This is a genomic window from Blastococcus xanthinilyticus, assembly GCF_008124835.1.
Taxonomy (GTDB): Bacteria; Actinomycetota; Actinomycetes; order Mycobacteriales; family Geodermatophilaceae; genus Blastococcus; species Blastococcus xanthinilyticus.
In genome coordinates this window covers 112,220-128,958 of the sequence record NZ_VNHW01000011.1, presented here as the reverse complement: position 1 = coordinate 128,958, position 16,739 = coordinate 112,220, and the positions used below count along the sequence as shown (strand labels likewise).

15 protein-coding genes are annotated in these 16,739 nt (G+C 74.7%); 6 read left to right on the top strand and 9 right to left on the bottom strand.

From position 1 onward, the window contains the following. Nucleotides 1–32 precede the first annotated feature (32 nt). From BD833_RS16865 to BD833_RS16855, 3 genes are read right to left on the bottom strand one after another with little or no spacing between them, the layout of a single operon-like run. Nucleotides 33–1,088 carry a CPBP family intramembrane glutamic endopeptidase gene (locus BD833_RS16865; RefSeq protein WP_166534306.1) on the bottom strand — a complete coding sequence of 352 codons (1,056 nt, stop codon included), beginning with the start codon at nucleotides 1,086–1,088 and terminating at the stop codon, nucleotides 33–35. Beyond that, nucleotides 1,085–2,554, bottom strand: coding sequence for a glutamate--tRNA ligase (gene gltX, locus BD833_RS16860; protein WP_208092724.1), 1,470 nt, complete (start codon nucleotides 2,552–2,554; stop codon nucleotides 1,085–1,087). The genes BD833_RS16865 and gltX overlap by 4 nt, the downstream gene beginning before the upstream one ends. A gap of 38 nt (nucleotides 2,555–2,592) precedes the next feature. Then, on the bottom strand, nucleotides 2,593–3,411 hold the full coding sequence (locus BD833_RS16855; RefSeq protein WP_166534304.1) for a fumarylacetoacetate hydrolase family protein: 819 nt from the start codon (nucleotides 3,409–3,411) through the stop codon (nucleotides 2,593–2,595). Between the two features lie 55 nt (nucleotides 3,412–3,466). On the opposite strand from BD833_RS16855, the gene BD833_RS16850 reads away from it, so the two are divergent. From BD833_RS16850 to BD833_RS16840, 3 genes are all read left to right on the top strand, one after another. After that, complete coding sequence (locus BD833_RS16850) at nucleotides 3,467–3,847, top strand: VOC family protein (RefSeq protein ID WP_166534303.1); 381 nt, start codon at nucleotides 3,467–3,469, stop codon at nucleotides 3,845–3,847. A gap of 258 nt (nucleotides 3,848–4,105) precedes the next feature. Next, complete coding sequence (locus BD833_RS16845; protein WP_166534302.1) at nucleotides 4,106–4,432, top strand: putative quinol monooxygenase; 327 nt, start codon at nucleotides 4,106–4,108, stop codon at nucleotides 4,430–4,432. Nucleotides 4,433–4,439: 7 nt separating this feature from the next. Further along, nucleotides 4,440–5,168, top strand: coding sequence for a glutamine amidotransferase (locus BD833_RS16840; protein WP_166534301.1), 729 nt, complete (start codon nucleotides 4,440–4,442; stop codon nucleotides 5,166–5,168). On the opposite strand, the gene cimA is transcribed toward BD833_RS16840, so the two are convergent. Next, nucleotides 5,159–6,760, bottom strand: coding sequence for a citramalate synthase (gene cimA, locus BD833_RS16835; RefSeq protein ID WP_166534300.1), 1,602 nt, complete (start codon nucleotides 6,758–6,760; stop codon nucleotides 5,159–5,161). The two genes, BD833_RS16840 and cimA, sit on opposite strands and share 10 nt — an antisense overlap. A 195-nt stretch (nucleotides 6,761–6,955) precedes the next feature. On the opposite strand from cimA, the gene BD833_RS16830 reads away from it, so the two are divergent. Then, nucleotides 6,956–7,351, top strand: coding sequence for a hypothetical protein (locus BD833_RS16830; RefSeq protein ID WP_166534299.1), 396 nt, complete (start codon nucleotides 6,956–6,958; stop codon nucleotides 7,349–7,351). Between the two features lie 35 nt (nucleotides 7,352–7,386). On the opposite strand, the gene BD833_RS16825 is transcribed toward BD833_RS16830, so the two are convergent. After that, entirely contained in the window at nucleotides 7,387–8,409 is a 1,023-nt protein-coding gene (locus BD833_RS16825) for a 3-isopropylmalate dehydrogenase (RefSeq protein WP_166534298.1), read from the bottom strand. A gap of 202 nt (nucleotides 8,410–8,611) precedes the next feature. On the opposite strand from BD833_RS16825, the gene BD833_RS16820 reads away from it, so the two are divergent. Together BD833_RS16820 and BD833_RS16815 are read left to right on the top strand one after the other, a co-directional pair. Next, complete coding sequence (locus BD833_RS16820; protein ID WP_166534297.1) at nucleotides 8,612–9,340, top strand: proline-rich domain-containing protein; 729 nt, start codon at nucleotides 8,612–8,614, stop codon at nucleotides 9,338–9,340. Nucleotides 9,341–9,467: 127 nt separating this feature from the next. Further along, nucleotides 9,468–10,043 carry a hypothetical protein gene (locus BD833_RS16815; RefSeq protein ID WP_166534213.1) on the top strand — a complete coding sequence of 192 codons (576 nt, stop codon included), beginning with the start codon at nucleotides 9,468–9,470 and terminating at the stop codon, nucleotides 10,041–10,043. A 61-nt stretch (nucleotides 10,044–10,104) separates the two neighbouring features. On the opposite strand, the gene ilvC is transcribed toward BD833_RS16815, so the two are convergent. The 4 genes from ilvC to BD833_RS16795 form a co-directional block, all read right to left on the bottom strand. Beyond that, nucleotides 10,105–11,133: a ketol-acid reductoisomerase gene (gene ilvC, locus BD833_RS16810; protein ID WP_166534296.1), complete on the bottom strand. Its 1,029-nt coding sequence runs from the start codon at nucleotides 11,131–11,133 to the stop codon at nucleotides 10,105–10,107. Between the two features lie 61 nt (nucleotides 11,134–11,194). Next, complete coding sequence (gene ilvN / locus BD833_RS16805) at nucleotides 11,195–11,722, bottom strand: acetolactate synthase small subunit (protein ID WP_166534295.1); 528 nt, start codon at nucleotides 11,720–11,722, stop codon at nucleotides 11,195–11,197. 11 nt (nucleotides 11,723–11,733) lie between these two features. After that, nucleotides 11,734–13,632 (bottom strand): acetolactate synthase large subunit, encoded by a 1,899-nt coding sequence (locus BD833_RS16800; protein WP_208092723.1) that lies wholly within the window; start codon nucleotides 13,630–13,632, stop codon nucleotides 11,734–11,736. Between the two features lie 233 nt (nucleotides 13,633–13,865). Next, on the bottom strand, nucleotides 13,866–16,592 hold the full coding sequence (locus tag BD833_RS16795) for a putative bifunctional diguanylate cyclase/phosphodiesterase (RefSeq protein WP_166534294.1): 2,727 nt from the start codon (nucleotides 16,590–16,592) through the stop codon (nucleotides 13,866–13,868). Between the last annotated feature and the right edge of the window lie 147 nt (nucleotides 16,593–16,739).

Here is a 16,739-nt window from a genome sequence, read left to right as displayed (position 1 = left end):
GAGGGGGTCGCACCAACCCGCCGGTCGGCGGGTCAGCCCGCCGGCTCGGTCTCAGCGGACGGGCGCAGGTCCACGGCGGGCGTGCGCGTCTCCGGAGCCGCTCGCCGCCGCCACCAGGCGACCAGCGCCACGTAGAGCACCAGGCCGGCCAGGCCCAGCGCCGCTCCCGCGGGGCCGGTGGGGATGCCGCCGCCCTCCCCCAGCACGGCCGACGCGTGCAGCAGCACCGCTGTGACGGCGTGCAGGGCGATCGTGGCCTCCAGCCCGCCGGTCAGCAGCACGACCGCCGAGGCTGCGAGGCCCAGCGCGACGAGCGCCAGGAAGCCGGAGAGGCCGTCGGGCCGGTGGACGAGGGCGAACAGGGCGGCGGTGAGGACCGCCGCCACCCCCGCGCCCGCGGTCCGCCGGCCGATCCAGCCGGCGATCGCCTGGCTGAGGTAGCCGCGGAACAGGTGCTCCTCCGCCGCCGCCTGCACCGGGGCGACGAGCAGGACGACGGCGAGCACCCACCCCCAGGACGCCACCGGCCCGTCGCCCCCGGCGGTCCCGTCCGCGGCGGCCGCGAGGGCTCCCGCACCCCCGACCGCCAGCAGCGCGAACGCGGCGAACCGGGGCAGCAGCCGCCAGCGGAGCCGGGCCAGCACCGACGTGGACCACCCCGGCCGCATGCCGTGCGCCACCGCCCACGCCAGCCGGACGACCGGGAGGGCGACCGCCACGGCCACGCCGGTGAGCAGGAGCACGGCCGGATCGGTCGGGTCCGTCAGGGAAAGGTCGGCGTGGACGCCGCTGAGGATGCCGACGACGCCGAGCAGCGAGCCGACCACGAGCGCCGCCAGGGCCAGCAGCAGCAGCCCGGCCACCGGCCGCCACCAGGCCCAGTCGCGGGCGCGCATGGCCAGCAGGTAGGGCTGGGGCTCGTCGTGCGGCGGCGAGCCGGGCGGCGGCGGCCAGAGGACCGGCGGCGGAGCGCCCCCGTCGGCCGGCGGCCAGGGGCGGACCGGCGACTGCCCGGCGTCCGGGCGCAGGGTCGGCGGCGGCCCGGCGTAGACGTCGGCCGGCCCGCCGCCGGGCCCGGTCGGGCTCATCCCGCGGTGGCCACCGCACGGGCCGCCGCCAGGCGCGCCAGTGTCCGCTCCCGGCCGAGCAGCTCCATCGACTCGTACAGCGGCGGCGACACCGTGCGGCCGCTGACCGCCACCCGCACGGGTCCGAAGGCCTGCCGCGGCTTGCGGCCGAGCCCCTCGACCAGCGACTGCTTGAGCGCCTGCTCGATGGCCGGCGTGCTCCACTCGGGGAGGTCGCGCAGCGCCGCCGTCGCGGCGTCCAGCACCTCGACGGCGGCCTCACCGGCCAGCTGCTTCTCCGCCGCCGCGGGCTCGATCTCGACGTCGTCGACGAAGAGGAAGCCGAGCAGCCCGACGGCCTCGGACAGCACCACCATGCGCTCCTGCGCGAGCGGCGCGATCGCCCGCAGCACCGCCTCCTGCTCGGGGGTCGGCGGCTCGCCGACCAGCCCGGCCGCGGCCAGGTGCGGGACGACGCGGGCGGTGAACTCCTCCACCGGGAGCGCCCGCAGGTGGGTGGCGTTGATCGCCTCGGCCTTCTTGAGGTCGAACCGCGCCGCGTTGGCGTTGACCTTCGTGACGTCGAAGGCCTCGACCAGCTCCGCGACCGAGAAGACGTCCCGGTCCTCGGCGATCGACCAGCCGAGCAGCGCCAGGTAGTTGACCAGGCCCTCGGGCAGGAAGCCGCGCTCGCGGTAGACGTCGAGGTTCGACGTGGGGTCCCGCTTGGAGAGCTTCCTGGTCCCCTCGCCGGTGACCAGTGGCAGGTGCCCGAAGCGCGGGGTGCCGGTCGCGACCCCGATGTCGGTGAGAGCCGCGTACAGGGCCAGCTGCCGGGGGGTCGAGGGCAGCAGGTCCTCGCCGCGGAGCACGTCGGTGATGCCCATGAGGGCGTCGTCGACCGGGTTCACGAACGGGTACAGCGGTGCGCCGTTCCCCCGGACCAGCACGAAGTCGGGCACCGCCCCGGCCGCGAACCGGACCTCGCCGCGCACCAGGTCGGTCCAGGCCAGGTCCTCGTCGGGCATGCGCAGCCGCAGCACGGGCTGGCGGCCCTCGTCCCGGAAGGCCGCCTTCTGCGCCTCGGTGAGCGTGCGGTCGTAGTTGTCGTACCCGAGCTTCGGGTCCTGGCCGGACGCCCGGCGCCGGGCGTCGACCTCCTCGTTCGTGGAGAACGACTCGTAGGCGTGGCCGGCCTCGAGCAGCCGGGCGGCGACGTCCCGGTAGATCTCGGACCGCTCGGACTGCCGGTAGGGCCCGTGGGCCCCACCGACCTCCGGGCCCTCGTCCCAGTCCAGGCCCAGCCAGCGCAGGCTGTCGAGCAGGTGCCGGTAGGACTCCTCGGAGTCACGGGCGGCGTCGGTGTCCTCGATCCGGAAGACGAACGTGCCGCCGGAGTGCCGCGCGTGCGCCCAGTTGAACAGCGCCGTCCGGATCAGCCCGACGTGGACCAGCCCGGTCGGCGACGGGCAGAAGCGGGTGCGCACGGCACCGGGCGTGGCGGGCGGCGGGGCGGGGACCGCCGTCACCGGGCGCCGCCGACGGTCGAGACGGCGTCGGCGCCGGACACGGGGTTGGTGAGCGTGCCCAGCCCCTGGACGCTGCACGACACCGTCTGGCCGGGCCGGATCAGGCCGACCCCGGCCGGGGTGCCGGTGAGCACCACGTCGCCCGGCAGCAGGGTCATGATCTGCGAGATGTAGGAGATCAGCACGGGGATGCCGAAGAGCAGCTGGCTGGTGCGGCCGGACTGGCGGCGCTCGCCGTCGACGTCGCAGGTGATCTCGAGGTCGGAGGGGTCCAGGCCGATGCCGCCCAGGTCCGTCTCGATCCACGGGCCCAGCGGGCAGAACGAGTCGAACCCCTTGGCGCGGGTCCACTGCCCGTCGCTCTTCTGCATGTCCCGCTCGGAGACGTCGTTGCCGATCGTGTAGCCGAACACGCTGCCCAGCGCCTGCTCCGGGGAGACGTTGCGGGCGCCGCGGGCGCCGATGACGACGGCGAGCTCGACCTCGTGGTGCACGTTGGTGCTGCCCGGCGGGATGCGGATGGCGTCGCCCGGGCCGATGACCGACGTCGACGGCTTGAGGAAGATCAGCGGCTCCTTCGGCGCGTCGCCGGTGAGCCCCTTCATCTCCTCGATGTGGTCGGCGTAGTTCTTGCCGACGCACACCACCTTGCTCGGCAGGATCGGCGAGAGCAGCCGGATGTCGGCCTGCGCGAAGCGCGCTCCGGTGAAGGAGATCTGGCCGAAGGGGTGGCCCTCGATCTGGGCGACCTGGCCGTCGCCGTCGAGGACGCCGAAGGACATGCCCTGGGGGGAGGCGAAACGGACGATGCGCACGGGCCGAGGTTAGCCGCCGGGCGCCCGGCCGCCTCCCGGCCTACCGTCTGACCCCATGGCCTGCCGCTTCTCCGAGCTCGTCGTGAACAGCCGGGACCCCGAGTCCCTGGCCGCCTTCTGGGCGGCGGTGCTCGACTACCGGGTGCTGGGCCGGGAGGACGACGGCAGCATCGAGATCGGCCCGGCCGAGGGCTTCGGCGGCGCCGCGCCGACGCTGATCTTCGGACCGGTGGCCGACCCCACCCCCGGACGCCGCCGCCTGCACATCGACGTCAACCCGACCGACCGGGACCAGGACGCCGAGCTGCAGCGGCTCCTGGACCTCGGCGCCGTCCCGGCCGACGTCGGGCAGTCCGGCGAGGAGAGCTGGCACGTCCTGGCCGACCCCGAGGGCAACGAGTTCTGCCTGCTGCGGAGCCGGCTGGACCCCCTGTAGCCCGACGGCGCGGCCTGGCGACCGGCGGTTCGCCGGAGCCCGGGACGGGTGCGGACGGACGTCCAGGCGGCGGAGCCTGGCTCCGGAGAGTCCCGCGCAGGCGCGACGGACCCGCTCCACGCCGCTGGGCACCGCACGTGGTCGCAGGGTCGTGCCGAGTGGGGCCCGGAGGGTCCCGGGCAGCCGTGACGAAGCGGCTCCACGCCGCTGGGGAACGGCACGTGGTCGCGGTGTCGTCCGGAGGACGACAATGTCACCGTGATCCTCATCGTCGTGAAGTTCCCCGTCCACCCCGAGCGCGCCGACGAGTGGACCGGACTGGCCGCCGACTACGCCCGCGCGGTGAACGCCGAGGAGGGCTCGCTGTTCTTCGAGTGGTCCCGGAGCCTCGAGGAGCCGCACACCTTCGTCTGCGTCGAGGGCTTCCGCGACGCCGCTGCCGGCGCGGCGCACGTCGGCACCGATGCCTTCAAGCGCTTCGTCGAGCTCGCGCCGGACCTGGTCTCGGCGCAGCCGCAGATCATCTACGTGGACGCCCCCGACGTCTCGGGCTGGGGTCCGATGGGCGAGATCCAGCCGCGCTGACACCCCCGTGCGACCGTTCCTGCTGCTCTCCTCCCGCGCCGAGGACGAGGCCGCGGATGCCGAGCTCGCCGGCTTCCTGCGCTTCACCGGGCTGCCGGAGGCCCGGCTGCACCGGATCCGGATGGAGGCCGGCCCGCTCCCGTCGCTGACCCTCGACGACTACGCCGGTCTCCTCCTCGGCGGCGGGCCGTTCAACTCCAGCGACCCGCGGGAGGAGAAGTCGGCGGTCCAGCTGCGGGTGGAGCGGGAGGTCGGGGCGCTGCTGGACGAGGTGGTCGACCGGGACCTGCCCTTCTTCGGCGCCTGCTACGGCATCGGGACGCTCGGCACCCACCAGGGCGGGATCGTCGACCGCACGTACGCCGAACCGGTGTCGGCGGTCGAGGTGGCGCTCACGGCCGCCGGCCGGGACGACCCGCTGCTGGCAGGGATCCCCGAACGGTTCCAGGCGTTCGTCGGGCACAAGGAGGCCTGCCGGGAGCTGCCGCCGGGCGCGGTGCTGCTGGCGTCGTCGGCGACCTGCCCCGTGCAGATGTTCCGGGTGCGGCGGAACGTCTACGCCACGCAGTTCCACCCCGAGCTCGACGTCGAGGCCATCGTGCAGCGGGTGCGCATCTACCAGCACGCCGGCTACTTCGCGCCGAGCGAGACCGCCGCGGTGATCGACCGGCTGACCCCGGCGGTCGTGACCGCGCCGGGCCGGCTGCTGGCCAACTTCGTCGCCCGCTACGGCTGAGGCGAGCCCTCCGGCCGGGGACGGCGCAGCACGGCGTAGGTCAGCGCGTCGACCAGCGCGTGCCACGAGGCCTCCACGATGTTCGCGTGCACCCCGACGGTGGTCCACTCCCCCGTCCCGTCGGTCGTGTCGATGAGCACGCGGGTGGTCGCGGACGTGCCGCCCCGCCAGCCGAGGATGCGCACCTTGTAGTCGGCCAGGGCGACGTCGGCCAGTTGCGGGTACCGGTGGACCAGCGCCTGGCGCAGCGCGTTGTCCAGGGCGTTGACCGGGCCGTTCCCCTCGCCGGTGCTGATGATCCGCTGGCCGTCGACGTGCACCTTCACGGTGGCCTCGCTGACCACGACGCCGTTGCCCCAGTGCTCGACCGAGGTGCGGTAGCTCTCCAGCTCGAACAGCGGGGCGGGGCCGCCGGGCAGCTGCGCGCGCAGGAGCAGCTCGAAGGAGGCGTCGGCCGCCTCGAACGACCAGCCGTCGGCCTCGAGCACCTTGACCTGGTCCACCACCCGGCCGATGGCGTCCGCCTCGCCGGCGAGGTCGACCCCGAGCTCACGGCCCTTGAGCTCGACCGACGCCCGGCCGGCCATCTCGGTCACCAGGATCCGCATGTCGTTGCCGACGGTGGTCGGGTCGAGGTGGTTGTACAGCTCCGGGCTCACCTTGATCGCGCTGGCGTGCAGGCCGGCCTTGTGCGCGAACGCCGAGGTGCCGACGTAGGGCTGGTGGTCGTCGGGGGCGATGTTGGCCAGCTCGGCGATGGCGTGGCTGACCCGCTGCAGCTCCGGCAGGCACTCCGCGGGCACCGCCGGGATACCCATCTTGGTGACCAGGTTCGCGACGAGCACGAAGGTGTCCGCGTTGCCGGCCCGCTCGCCGTAGCCGTTCGCCGTCCCCTGCACGTGGGTGACGCCGGCCTCCACCGCGGCGAGGGTGTTGGCCACCGCGCACCCGGTGTCGTCCTGGCAGTGGATGCCCAGCCGCCCGCTCACCCGCGCCCGCACGTCGGCCACCACCCGCCCGACGTCCATCGGGAGCATGCCGCCGTTGGTGTCGCACAGGACGCCGACCTCCGCGCCGGCAGCGAACGCCGCCTCGAGCACCCGGACGCCGTAGTCGCGGTCGACGGCGTACCCGTCGAAGAAGTGCTCGCAGTCCAGGAACACCCGCCGGCCCTGGGCGACCAGGAAGGCCACGGTGTCGCCGACCATCGCCAGGTTCTCCTCCAGCGTGGTCCGCAGCGCCTCTCGCACGTGCCGGACGTCGGACTTGGCGACCAGGCACACCACCGGCGTCTGCGCGTCGAGCAGGGCCCGCACCTGGAGGTCGTCCTCGACGGCCACCCCCGCCTTGCGGGTGGAGCCGAAGGCGACCAGCTGCGCGTGCTGGAGCTTCAGCTCGGTGCGGGCGCGGGCGAAGAACTCGGTGTCCTTGGGCAGGGCACCGGGCCAGCCGCCCTCGATGAAGCCGACACCGATCTCGTCGAGCAGTCGCGCCACGGCCAGCTTGTCGGCGACCGAGTAGCTGACGCCCTCGCGCTGGGCGCCGTCGCGCAGCGTGGTGTCGAAGACGTGGAAGTCGGTGTCGGTGGGCACGAGGGGCTCCTCGGGTCGGTGGTCGACGGTCCCGGAAAAGCAAAAAGACCCCCCGGGAACGGGAGGTCTGCGCGCGGTCGGGAGGGACTGCGCGCTAGGCGGTAATGATCGTGCTGGGAGCGGTCATCGCCGACGAGTAAAGCACGGACGGAAAACGGCGTGATCGCGACGGCGGCCCCTGCCAGGCTCCCGGTCGTGATCCCCCTCTCCTGGACCGCGGTGCACCGGGACGACGGCGAGCTCGTCGGCTGGCTCGAGCCCGACGGCGACCGGGTGCGACCGCTCCTCCTGACCGGCGCACCGCTGGCGGGCGCCTGCCCGCGCGGCGACGCCGTGGCGCTGCTGCGGTCCCGCGGCCTGGCCGCCCTGGACCGGCGGTGGTGGGCCCGGCTGCCCGCCCCGCTGCCCGCGGGCCTGGTCGCGGCCGGCGAGCCGGACGAGGGCTGGGTCTGGCAGCCCGTGGTGCTGGTCGAGTCCTCCCCCACCGGCTGCACGGTGCGTCCGGAGTGGCCGGCGCCCGGCGAGACCGGACGGGCTGCCCTCCCCGTCCCCGTCGGCGACCTGCTGCGCGCGCAGCCCCCGGAGGGCTGACCGCCGGCCGGGGACCCGCGCGCGGACCCGGTCGCTCAGCCGCCGGCGAGGGCGGCCAGGCGGTCGCCCACCTCGGTGGTGCGCACCGGCCCGTGCGGGTCGCGCGTGGACAGGTCGAAGGCGACGGCGGCGTCGACCTTGCGCGCCTGCTCCGTGCGGCCCAGGTGGCCGAGGAGGAGGCCGACGGACAGCACCGTGGCGGTCGGGTCGGCCACTCCCTGGCCCGCGATGTCGGGCGCCGAGCCGTGCACCGGCTCGAACATGCTCGGGTTCCTGCCCGAGGCGTCGAGGTTCCCGCTCGCGGCCAGCCCGATGCCCCCGGTCACCGCGGCGGCGACGTCGGTGACGATGTCGCCGAAGAGGTTGTCGGTGACGATGACGTCGTAGCGGCCCGGGTCGGTGATGAAGAACATCGAGGCGGCGTCGACGTGCTGGTAGGCGACGGTGACCTCCGGGAACTCCACCGACACCTCCTCGACGATGCGCGACCACAGCCCACCGGCGTGGGTGAGGACGTTGGTCTTGTGGATCAGCGTCAGGTGCTTGCGGGGGCGGGCGGCGGCCCGCTCGAATGCGTACCGGACCACCCGCTCCACGCCGAAGGCGGTGTTGAGGCTGACCTCGGTCGCCAGCTCCTGCGGGGTGTCCTTGCGCAGGACGCCGCCGTTGCCCACGTACGGGCCCTCGGTGCCCTCGCGGACGCACAGCATGTCGATCGGCCCCGGGGCGGCCAGCGGGCTGCGGACGCCGTCGAACAGGCGGGCCGGCCGCAGGTTGACGTGGTGGTCGAGCTCGAAGCGCAGCCGGAGGAGGAGCCCGCGCTCGAGGATGCCCGGCGGAACCCCCGGGTCGCCGATGGCGCCGAGCAGGATCGCGTCGTGCTGGCGCAGCTCGTCGAGGACCGTGTCCGGCAGGAGCTCACCGGTGCGCTGCCACCGGGCGGCGCCGAGGTCGTACGGGGTGGTCTCCAGGTCGGGGACGACGGCGCGGAGCACCTTGAGGCCCTCCGCCACCACCTCGGGGCCGATGCCGTCTCCAGGGATCACTGCCAGGCGCATGGACAGGGACCCTAGGTCAGAGGGCGGGAGGGTCGCGGCCCGGGCGCCGATGCGGGGCCGGGGATCCGCCCGAGCGGCTGGTGGCCGCCCGGGCTCTGGGCGGCGCGCGCCGGGCCCGCCGTCCGCGTCCTTGCTCCCGTGGGGGCGCCCGGCCATCCTGACCGCGGAGAACCGGGACCACCCGGTGCGACGGAGGAGAACAGTGAGCCAGTCCGACGACCAGGGTCGTTCCGAGTCCTACCCGCGCGGCCCCGGCGGTGACCCGCAGCAGGGCCCGCCGCAGTACGGGCAACCCCAGCAGCACGCGCAGCAGTACGGGCAGCCCCAGCAGGGCCACCCCGGCTACGGCGAGGCCGCCTACCCGCAGCAGTTCACCACCCCGGTCGACTACGGCCAGCAGTACGGCCAGCAGTACGGCCAGCCCGCCGGGTACGGGCAGCAGTACGGGCAGTACGGCAGCTCCGCGGCGCCGGCGAAGCCCGCGGGCGTGATCACGGCGGCCGTGCTCGGCTTCGTGTTCGCGGCGATCGGCGCCCTGCTGGGCCTGGTCGGGATCGTCGCGGGCGCGGCCGCCAGCGGCGCGGGCGCCGAGCTCGACGAGGAGATCCCCGGCTTCGGCTCGGTGGCCGGCGCGGTCGGCGGCCTGCTCCTCGTGCTGGGCCTGCTGGCCCTCGCCTGGACGGTCGTCATGGTCTGGGGCTCGGTGTGGGCGCTGACCGGGCGCAGCCGGGTGCTGCTGCTCGTGGGCGGCTCCATCGCCGTCGCGCTCACCGCGATCGGCTTCCTCAGCAGCCTGGCCGAGGGGACCACCGGCGACGTCGTGGGCAACCTCGTGTTCCTGCTCGCCTCCGTGGCCATCGTCGTGCTGCTGGCGATGCGGCCCGCCGCCGAGTTCTTCGCCGCGCACCGGGCCCGGCGCTCGGGTCGCTGATCCGGGTGGTTCCTGGCCGTTTCGGCGGCCGCCAGGCTGCCCTGCCGCCCGGGGCGGTGTGACCATTTCTACGACCCGCCCCCAGGTGGCACGAACGCGGCCGCCGCACCCGCAGGGAGACGCTGCCATGTCCAGCCCGACCAACGGTCCCGACGGCTCCCAGGGCGGTGGACCGCAGGGACAGCCCGGCTGGGGTCCCCCGCCGCCCCAGGGCGGCTACGGCCCGCCGCAGCCGCACCCCGGCTGGGGTCCCCAGCCCGCCCAGGGCGGCTACGGGGCGGCGCCCGGCTACGGCGCCGGCCCGGGGGCGAGGCGCCCCGGCGCGGTGACCGCGGCCGGTGTCGTCGGCATCGTGATCGGCGCGCTCGTGGCGCTGCTCAACCTGCTCGGCCTCGCGCTCGCCGACGACGTCCTCGTCGAGGTCACCGCCCTCGACGTGCTGCTGTCCGTGCTGGCCATCGCCGCGGGCGTCGCGCTGGTCGCCGGGGGCATCCAGGTGCTCCGGAACGCCGCACCGCACCTGCTGCTCTTCGCCGCCTACGGCACGGCCGCGGTGTGGGTTATCAACCTGGTCGTCGTCCTCTCCCGCGGTGACGGCTTCGCCGGAGCCGGGCTGCTCCTGATCGTCGGAGCGGCCGTGATCGCGGGCCTGCTGCGCGGCGCGTCGGCGCAGCGGTGGTACGGCGGCCGCGCCGGCGTCTGACCGACCGACGGCGACGGCCCCCGCTGCACCAGCAGCGGGGGCCGTCGTCGTCCCGGCCCGATCAGCTGCGGGCGGCGGTCCCGGTGTAGTCGTCGGACGCCGACACCCAGCTCATCAGCCCGCGCAGCTTGCGCCCGGTCTCCTCGATCGGGTGCGCCTCCGCGGCGGCCCGCTTGGCCTTGAAGTCCGGCGCCCCGGCGTCCTGGTCGGCGATGAAGGCCGCGGCCCACGAGCCGTCCTTGATCGCGGCCAGCACCTCGCCCATCGACTCCTTCACGCGGGCGTCGATGACCTTGGGGCCGGAGGTGTAGTCGCCGTACTCGGCGGTGTCGGACACCGACCAGCGCTGTTTGGCGATCCCGCCCTCGTACATGAGGTCGACGATCAGCTTCAGCTCGTGCAGGCACTCGAAGTACGCGACCTCGGGCTGGTAGCCGGCCTCGGTCAGGGTCTCGAAGCCGGCGGTGATCAGCGCGCTCGCGCCGCCGCAGAGGACGGCCTGCTCGCCGAAGAGGTCGGTCTCGGTCTCCTCGGCGAACGTCGTCCTGATGACGCCGGCGCGGGTGCCGCCGATCGCGGCCGCGTAGGAGAGCGCCAGCTGCAGCGCGGACCCGGAGGCGTCCTGCTCGACGGCGACCAGGCAGGGCACGCCCTTGCCGTTCTCGAACTCCCGGCGCACCAGGTGGCCCGGGCCCTTGGGGGCGACCATCGCGACGTCGACGCCGGCCGGGGGCTTGATGTAGCCGAACCGGATGTTGAAGCCGTGGCCGAAGAACAGCGCGTCGCCGTCCTGCAGGTTCGGCTCGACCGACTCCGCGTACAGCGTCCGCTGCACGTGGTCCGGCGCCAGGATCATGATCAGGTCGGCCTCGGCGGCGGCCTCGGCCGGCGTCAGCACGCGGAGGCCCTCGGCCTCGGCCTTGGGGCGGCTCTTGGACCCCTCGGGAAGACCGACGCGCACGTCGACGCCCGAGTCGCGGAGCGACAGCGCGTGGGCGTGGCCCTGGCTGCCGTAGCCCAGGACGGCGACCGTGCGCCCCTGGATGATGGAGAGGTCGGCGTCGCTGTCGTAGAAGATCTCGGCGGCCATGCGGTGGTGCACTCCTTCGATTGGTGGACCGGCCGGTACGGCCGGGAGATCGGTACGGGTCTCAGGCGGTGCGCTCGACCGGGCGCAGGCTCCCGGCGCCGGACATCGACCGCGGGCCCCGGCCCAGGGCGACGGTGCCGGACTGCGCCATCTCCTTGATGCCGAGGGGGGCGAGCACCGACAGCAGCGCCTGCAGCTTGTCCGGCGTGCCGGTGGCCTCGAGGGTCACCGTGTCGGGGTTGACGTCGATGACCCGGGCGCGGAAGAGCTCGGCCGTCTGCAGCACCTGGGTCCGCTCGGCCATCGGCGCCCGGACCTTCACCAGCAGCAGCTCCCGCTGCACGGCGGCGCCGGGCTCCAGCTCGACGATCTTGATGATCTCGATCAGCTTGTTGAGCTGCTTGGTGATCTGCTCCAGCGGCTGGCTCTCCGCGTCGACGACGATCGTCATGCGCGAGAGGTCGGGGTTCTCGGTCGGCCCGACGGCGAGGGACTCGATGTTGAACCCGCGGCGGCTGAACAGCGCCGAGACGCGGGCCAGGACACCGGACTTGTTCTCGACCAGGACCGACAGCGTGTGACGTGGCATCGCGGGGCCCCTCAGACCTGTCCGTCGCCGAAGACCGGGCGCAGGTCGCGCGCGGCCAGGATGTCGTCGTTGCTGGCGCCGGCGGCGACCATCGGCCACACCTGGGCGTCGGCACCGACCACGAAGTCGATGACGACGGGCGCGTCGTGGATCGCCATCGCCTTCTCGATCACCGCGTCCACGTCCTCCCGGCTCTCGCAGCGCAGGCCGACGCAGCCCAGCGCCTCGGCGAGGGCGACGAAGTCGGGGATCCGGACCGGCTTGGGCGTCCCGTCGGGGTTGCGCGCGTGCAGCTTGGTGTTGGAGTACCGGCCCTCGTAGAAGAGGGTCTGCCACTGCCGGACCATGCCCAGGTTGCCGTTGTTGATGACGGCGATCTTGACCGGGATGCCCTCGATCGCGCAGGTGGCCAGCTCCTGGTTGGTCATCTGGAAGCAGCCGTCGCCGTCGATCGCCCAGACGGTGGTGTCCGGGCAGCCGTACTTGGCGCCCATGGCGGCCGGGACCGCGTAGCCCATGGTCCCGAGCCCGCCGCTGTTGAGCCAGGTGCCCGGCTTCTCGTACCGGATGAACTGGGCGGCCCACATCTGGTGCTGGCCGACGCCGGAGGTGTAGATCGCGTCGGGCCCGGCGATGGCGCCCAGCCGCTCGATCACGTACTGCGGCGACAGCGCGCCGTCCTCTGGCCAGTCGTAGCCGAGCGGGTAGCGCTCGCGCCAGTCGTCCAGGGACGTCCACCACGCGGCGAGGTCGGGCGTGCGGCCGGCGGCGTGCTCGGCCCGCAGCGCCTCGACCAGCTGGGCGATCGTCTCCTTGGCGTCCCCGACGATCGGCACGTCGGCCTTGCGGTTCTTGCCGATCTCGGCCGGGTCGATGTCGGCGTGCACGACCAGCGCGTCCGGCGCGAAGGTCGAGAGCTGACCGGTCACGCGGTCGTCGAACCGCGCACCCAGGGCGACGAGCACGTCGGCCTTCTGCAGCGCGGTCACCGCGGCCACCGTGCCGTGCATGCCGGGCATGCCCAGGTGCTGGGGGCTGCTGTCGGGGAACGCGCCGCGGGCCATAAGGGTCGTGACCACCGGCGCACCGGTCAGCTCCGCGAGCTCGGCGAGCTCCTCGGAGGCGTGCGCCTTCAGCACCCCGCCACCGACGTAGAGGACCGGCCGGGAGGCCCCGGCGATCAGCGCGGCCGCCTCGCGCACCTGCTTGCCGTGCGGCCGGGTGGTGGGCTTGTAGCCGGGCAGGTCCAGCCGCGGCGGCCAGGAGAAGTCGGTCGTGGCCTGCAGGACGTCCTTGGGGACGTCGACCAGCACCGGGCCGGGGCGGCCGGTGGCGGCCAGGTGGAAGGCCTCGGCGATCCGCTGCGGGATCTCCGCGGCGTCGGTGACCAGGAAGTTGTGCTTGGTGACCGGCATGGTGATGCCCCGGATGTCCGCCTCCTGGAAGGCGTCCGTGCCGATGGCGCCGCTGGGCACCTGGCCGGTGATGGCCACGATCGGCACCGAATCCATGTAGGCGTCGGCCAGCGGCGTCACCAGGTTGGTCGCGCCGGGGCCGGAGGTGGCCATGCAGACGCCGACCCGGCCGGTGGCCTGGGCGTACCCCGTGGCCGCGTGCCCGGCGCCCTGCTCGTGGCGCACCAGCACGTGCCGGACGTGGGAGTCGAAGAGCGGGTCGTAGAGCGGGAGGATCGCGCCGCCCGGGATGCCGAAGACCACGTCGACGCCGACGGCCTCGAGGGAGCGGACGAGGCTCTGCGCGCCGGTGATGCCGGTGGCCGGCTGCGCCGCGCTCTCGGCGACGGACCGGGCGGTGGTCTCGACGCCGGTCAGCGACGCGGCAGCCTCGCGGGTGGGGGCCTCGCGGGTGGGGGACGGGGAACCCGGGGCCGGGGTCGGGGTGGTGGTCATCGCGCGGTCTCCTGTGCCTTGCGGCGTGGTACGGGCTGGTGCGACGGACAGCGTGCTCGCTGTGCGGCAGGTCACGGCCAACAAAAAACCCCTCGTGCCGCAGGCACGAAGGGTCAGCGCGTCGGTCGGTGACCGGACGCGCTACGCGAGTACGAGGACGCCGCGGGTGCGGGCGTCGGCGGGCATGCTGGTGCGAGGCACGCAGACACTGTGCGCCCGGCGGCCCTCAGCCGTCAACCGTCCTGTCCCACCAGATGGACACCGGCGTCCACTTCCGGCTCCACCGGGCCGCCCGCGTCGAGGACCGAGGGGTCGAACCCCGACAGGAGCGCCCGCAGCTGCTCGAACGGCATGGGCCGCCCGAACAGGTAGCCCTGCAGGAAGCGGCAGTCCATGGCCCGCAGCTGCTCCAGCTGGCCGTCGGTCTCCACCCCCTCGGCGACGACGTCCATGCCGAGGGTGCGCCCGAGCTCCACCACGCCGGCGACCAGCACCCGGACGCGGGGATCGGTCTCGATGCCGGCCACGAACTCGCGGTCCATCTTGAGCACCTGCACGGGCAGCCGGGCGAGGTAGGCCAGGGAGGAGTAGCCGGCGCCGAAGTCGTCCAGCGAGAGCACGCAGCCCATGCCGCGCAGCGTCGCGAGGTCGCTGAGCAGCCGGTCGTGCATGTCGAGCAGCACCGACTCGGTGATCTCGAGGATCAGCTTGCCCGCGGGGAGCTGCGCCGCCGTCAGCGCCGCGGCCACGTCGGGGGCCAGGCAGCCGGCCTGCAGGTGCCGCGCCGAGACGTTGACACCCATCTGCACGTCCCAGCCGTCGGCCAGCAGGACGGCGGCCTTGCGGGTGGCCACGCCGAGGACGTAACGCTGCAGCGGGACGATCAGTCCGTCCTCCTCCGCGAGCGGGATGAACTCGTCGGGCGGGATCGTGCCCAGGAGCGGGTGCTCCCAGCGCACCAGCGCCTCGAGCCCCAGCACCCGCCGGTCGTGCACGCCGACGACGGGCTGGTAGAGCACCCGCAACTGGCCCTCGTCCAACGCCGCGGGCAGGTCGCGGGCCAGCCGGGTGCGCCGGCTCAGCGCGGCGTCGATCGCCTCGCCGGAGGAGCGCACGCAGCGCTTCCCGGCCGCCTTGGCCGCCCGGAGCGCGAGATCGGCGTGCCGGACCGTGGCCGACGGGTCGTCGGCGGGGTCCAGCCCGGCCACCCCGATGCTGCCGGAGACGGCGAAGCGCGGACCCGACCCCGTGCCGCGCGGTCCCGGTGCCCGGAACGTGCGGTCCAGCGCCGCGACCAGCCGCTCGGCCAGCCCGGTCGCCTCGTCGATGCCGCCGGCCACCAGGAGGGCGAACTCGTCGCCGCCGAGCCGGGCCACCAGGTCCTGCTCGCGGGCGCCGCCGCGCAGCTGGTCGGCCACCTGGACCAGCAGCTGGTCCCCGGCCTCGTGACCGGCCACGTCGTTGACCGCCTTGAACCCGTCGAGGTCCACGAGCAGCACGCAGCTGGGCTCCCCCGCGGCCGCCCGCCCGCGGGCGTCGTCCAGCGCCGCGACGAAGCGGGCGCGGTTGGGCAGCCCGGTGAGGTAGTCGGTGAACGCCATCCGCTCCAGCTCGCGCTGGGCCGTGCGGCGCTCGGTCACGTCCCGCAGGTGCAGGACCAGGCCGTCGCGCAGCGCGGTCCCGGGGACGCCGGCCCGGGCGGCGCCGGAGATCTCCACGTCGCGCCAGTGACCGCCGCGGCTGCGCAGCCGCACGGTCGGCGGCAGGCCCGCGGGCACCGCCGTGGTCACCTCCGCCGCGACGCGGTCGAGGACGCCGCGGTCGGCCGGCTCCACCAGGTCGGCCAGCCGGCGGCCGGTGAGCTCACGCGCGGTCCAGCCGAGCTGGCGGTCGGCGGCGCCGGAGATCCAGCGCACCCGGCCGCCGGCGTCCAGGATCACCGTCACGTCCTCGGCACTGGCGGCCAGGGCCCGCAGGTACGCCTCGGTCTGGAGCAGTCGGCGGATCAGCGTGCCGCCGTCCCGGGCCCAGAGCAGGCTGCGAATGCAGGTGAGCGCGATCAGCAGCCCGCCGAGCACCAGCTCCACGGCCGTGAGGACGTGCCCGAGGGCCAGCAGGACGAGGAGGACCCCGGCCACGCCGTACGCCGTGACGTGGCTGACGACGACGCCCAGCAGCGCCGGGGCGGGTGCGTCGTCGGCGTGCGCCTCCGGGACGCCCGGATCGCTGTCCACGGCCCGGACGGCGGCCGCCAGCATCGCGGTCCACGCGAGCACGGTCAGGATCCCGGCCGCGCGGTCGCCGACGACGTTGGCCAGCGCGCCGGAGACGGCGACCACCGCCAGCGCGAGCATCGTGACCAGCAGCCAGGACGCGGCGCGGCGACGGGGCGCGTCGGCCCGGACCACGACCATCACGGCGACGCCGGAGAGCAGCGCAGCGGTGACCGGGTAGCCGACGACGAGCAGCGCGCCGAGCGGGCCCCGGCTGCTCGCCAGGACGTCGGACAGGACGAGGGCCGCGGCGAGTGCCACGGCCACCAGGACGATCCCGCCGTCGAGGAGGTCCCGCGTCACCGCGCCCCGGCGGGTCCGCGAGGGCAGCAGGAGCAGGCAGGCGGCGACCGCCAGGGGGACGGCGGGGACCTGGGGCAGCTGCGCCCAGGCGCTCAACCCCGGGCCACCGGCCGGGTCGAGCACGTACAGCAGCTGCGCGGCGACGAGCAGGCCGGCGACGACCGTCAGCGCGCGCCAGGGCCGCCGCGACCGGCGGTCCAGCCGGCCGGCGTGCCGGGCCACCACGACGGCGGCCAGGGCGGAGGCGAGCGCCAGCAGCAGCGGCGTCAGCTGCGGCAGGCCGCGCACGGCCAGGGCCGCGAGGCCCAGGACGGCCAGGGCGGCCGTCGCGACGGCCGACTCCCGGCGCGACCGGGCGTCCTCGCGGGCGGAGACGGTGGGCACCGGCGCCGCGAGGCGTGGCGCGGGTGCGAACGGCGCGGACGGAGGTCCCACGAGCCCCTCGGGGGGCGAGGTGGGACGACGCGCGGTCACGGACCCTGGATCGGCACTCCGGGAGGGCCCGATGAGCCGGGGTGTCCTCCCCCTCAC

Excerpts from the sequence above, each read along its gene's own strand:
- BD833_RS16865 (WP_166534306.1), bottom strand. The coding sequence starts at position 1,088 with ATGAGCCCGACCGGGCCCGGCGGCGGGCCGGCCGACGTCTACGCCGGG.
- BD833_RS16850 (WP_166534303.1), top strand. The coding sequence starts at position 3,467 with ATGGCCTGCCGCTTCTCCGAGCTCGTCGTGAACAGCCGGGACCCCGAG.
- BD833_RS16825 (WP_166534298.1), bottom strand. The coding sequence starts at position 8,409 with ATGCGCCTGGCAGTGATCCCTGGAGACGGCATCGGCCCCGAGGTGGTG.
- BD833_RS16815 (WP_166534213.1), top strand. The coding sequence starts at position 9,468 with ATGTCCAGCCCGACCAACGGTCCCGACGGCTCCCAGGGCGGTGGACCG.
- ilvC (WP_166534296.1), bottom strand. The coding sequence starts at position 11,133 with ATGGCCGCCGAGATCTTCTACGACAGCGACGCCGACCTCTCCATCATC.
- ilvN (WP_166534295.1), bottom strand. The coding sequence starts at position 11,722 with ATGCCACGTCACACGCTGTCGGTCCTGGTCGAGAACAAGTCCGGTGTC.
- BD833_RS16800 (WP_208092723.1), bottom strand. The coding sequence starts at position 13,632 with ATGACCACCACCCCGACCCCGGCCCCGGGTTCCCCGTCCCCCACCCGC.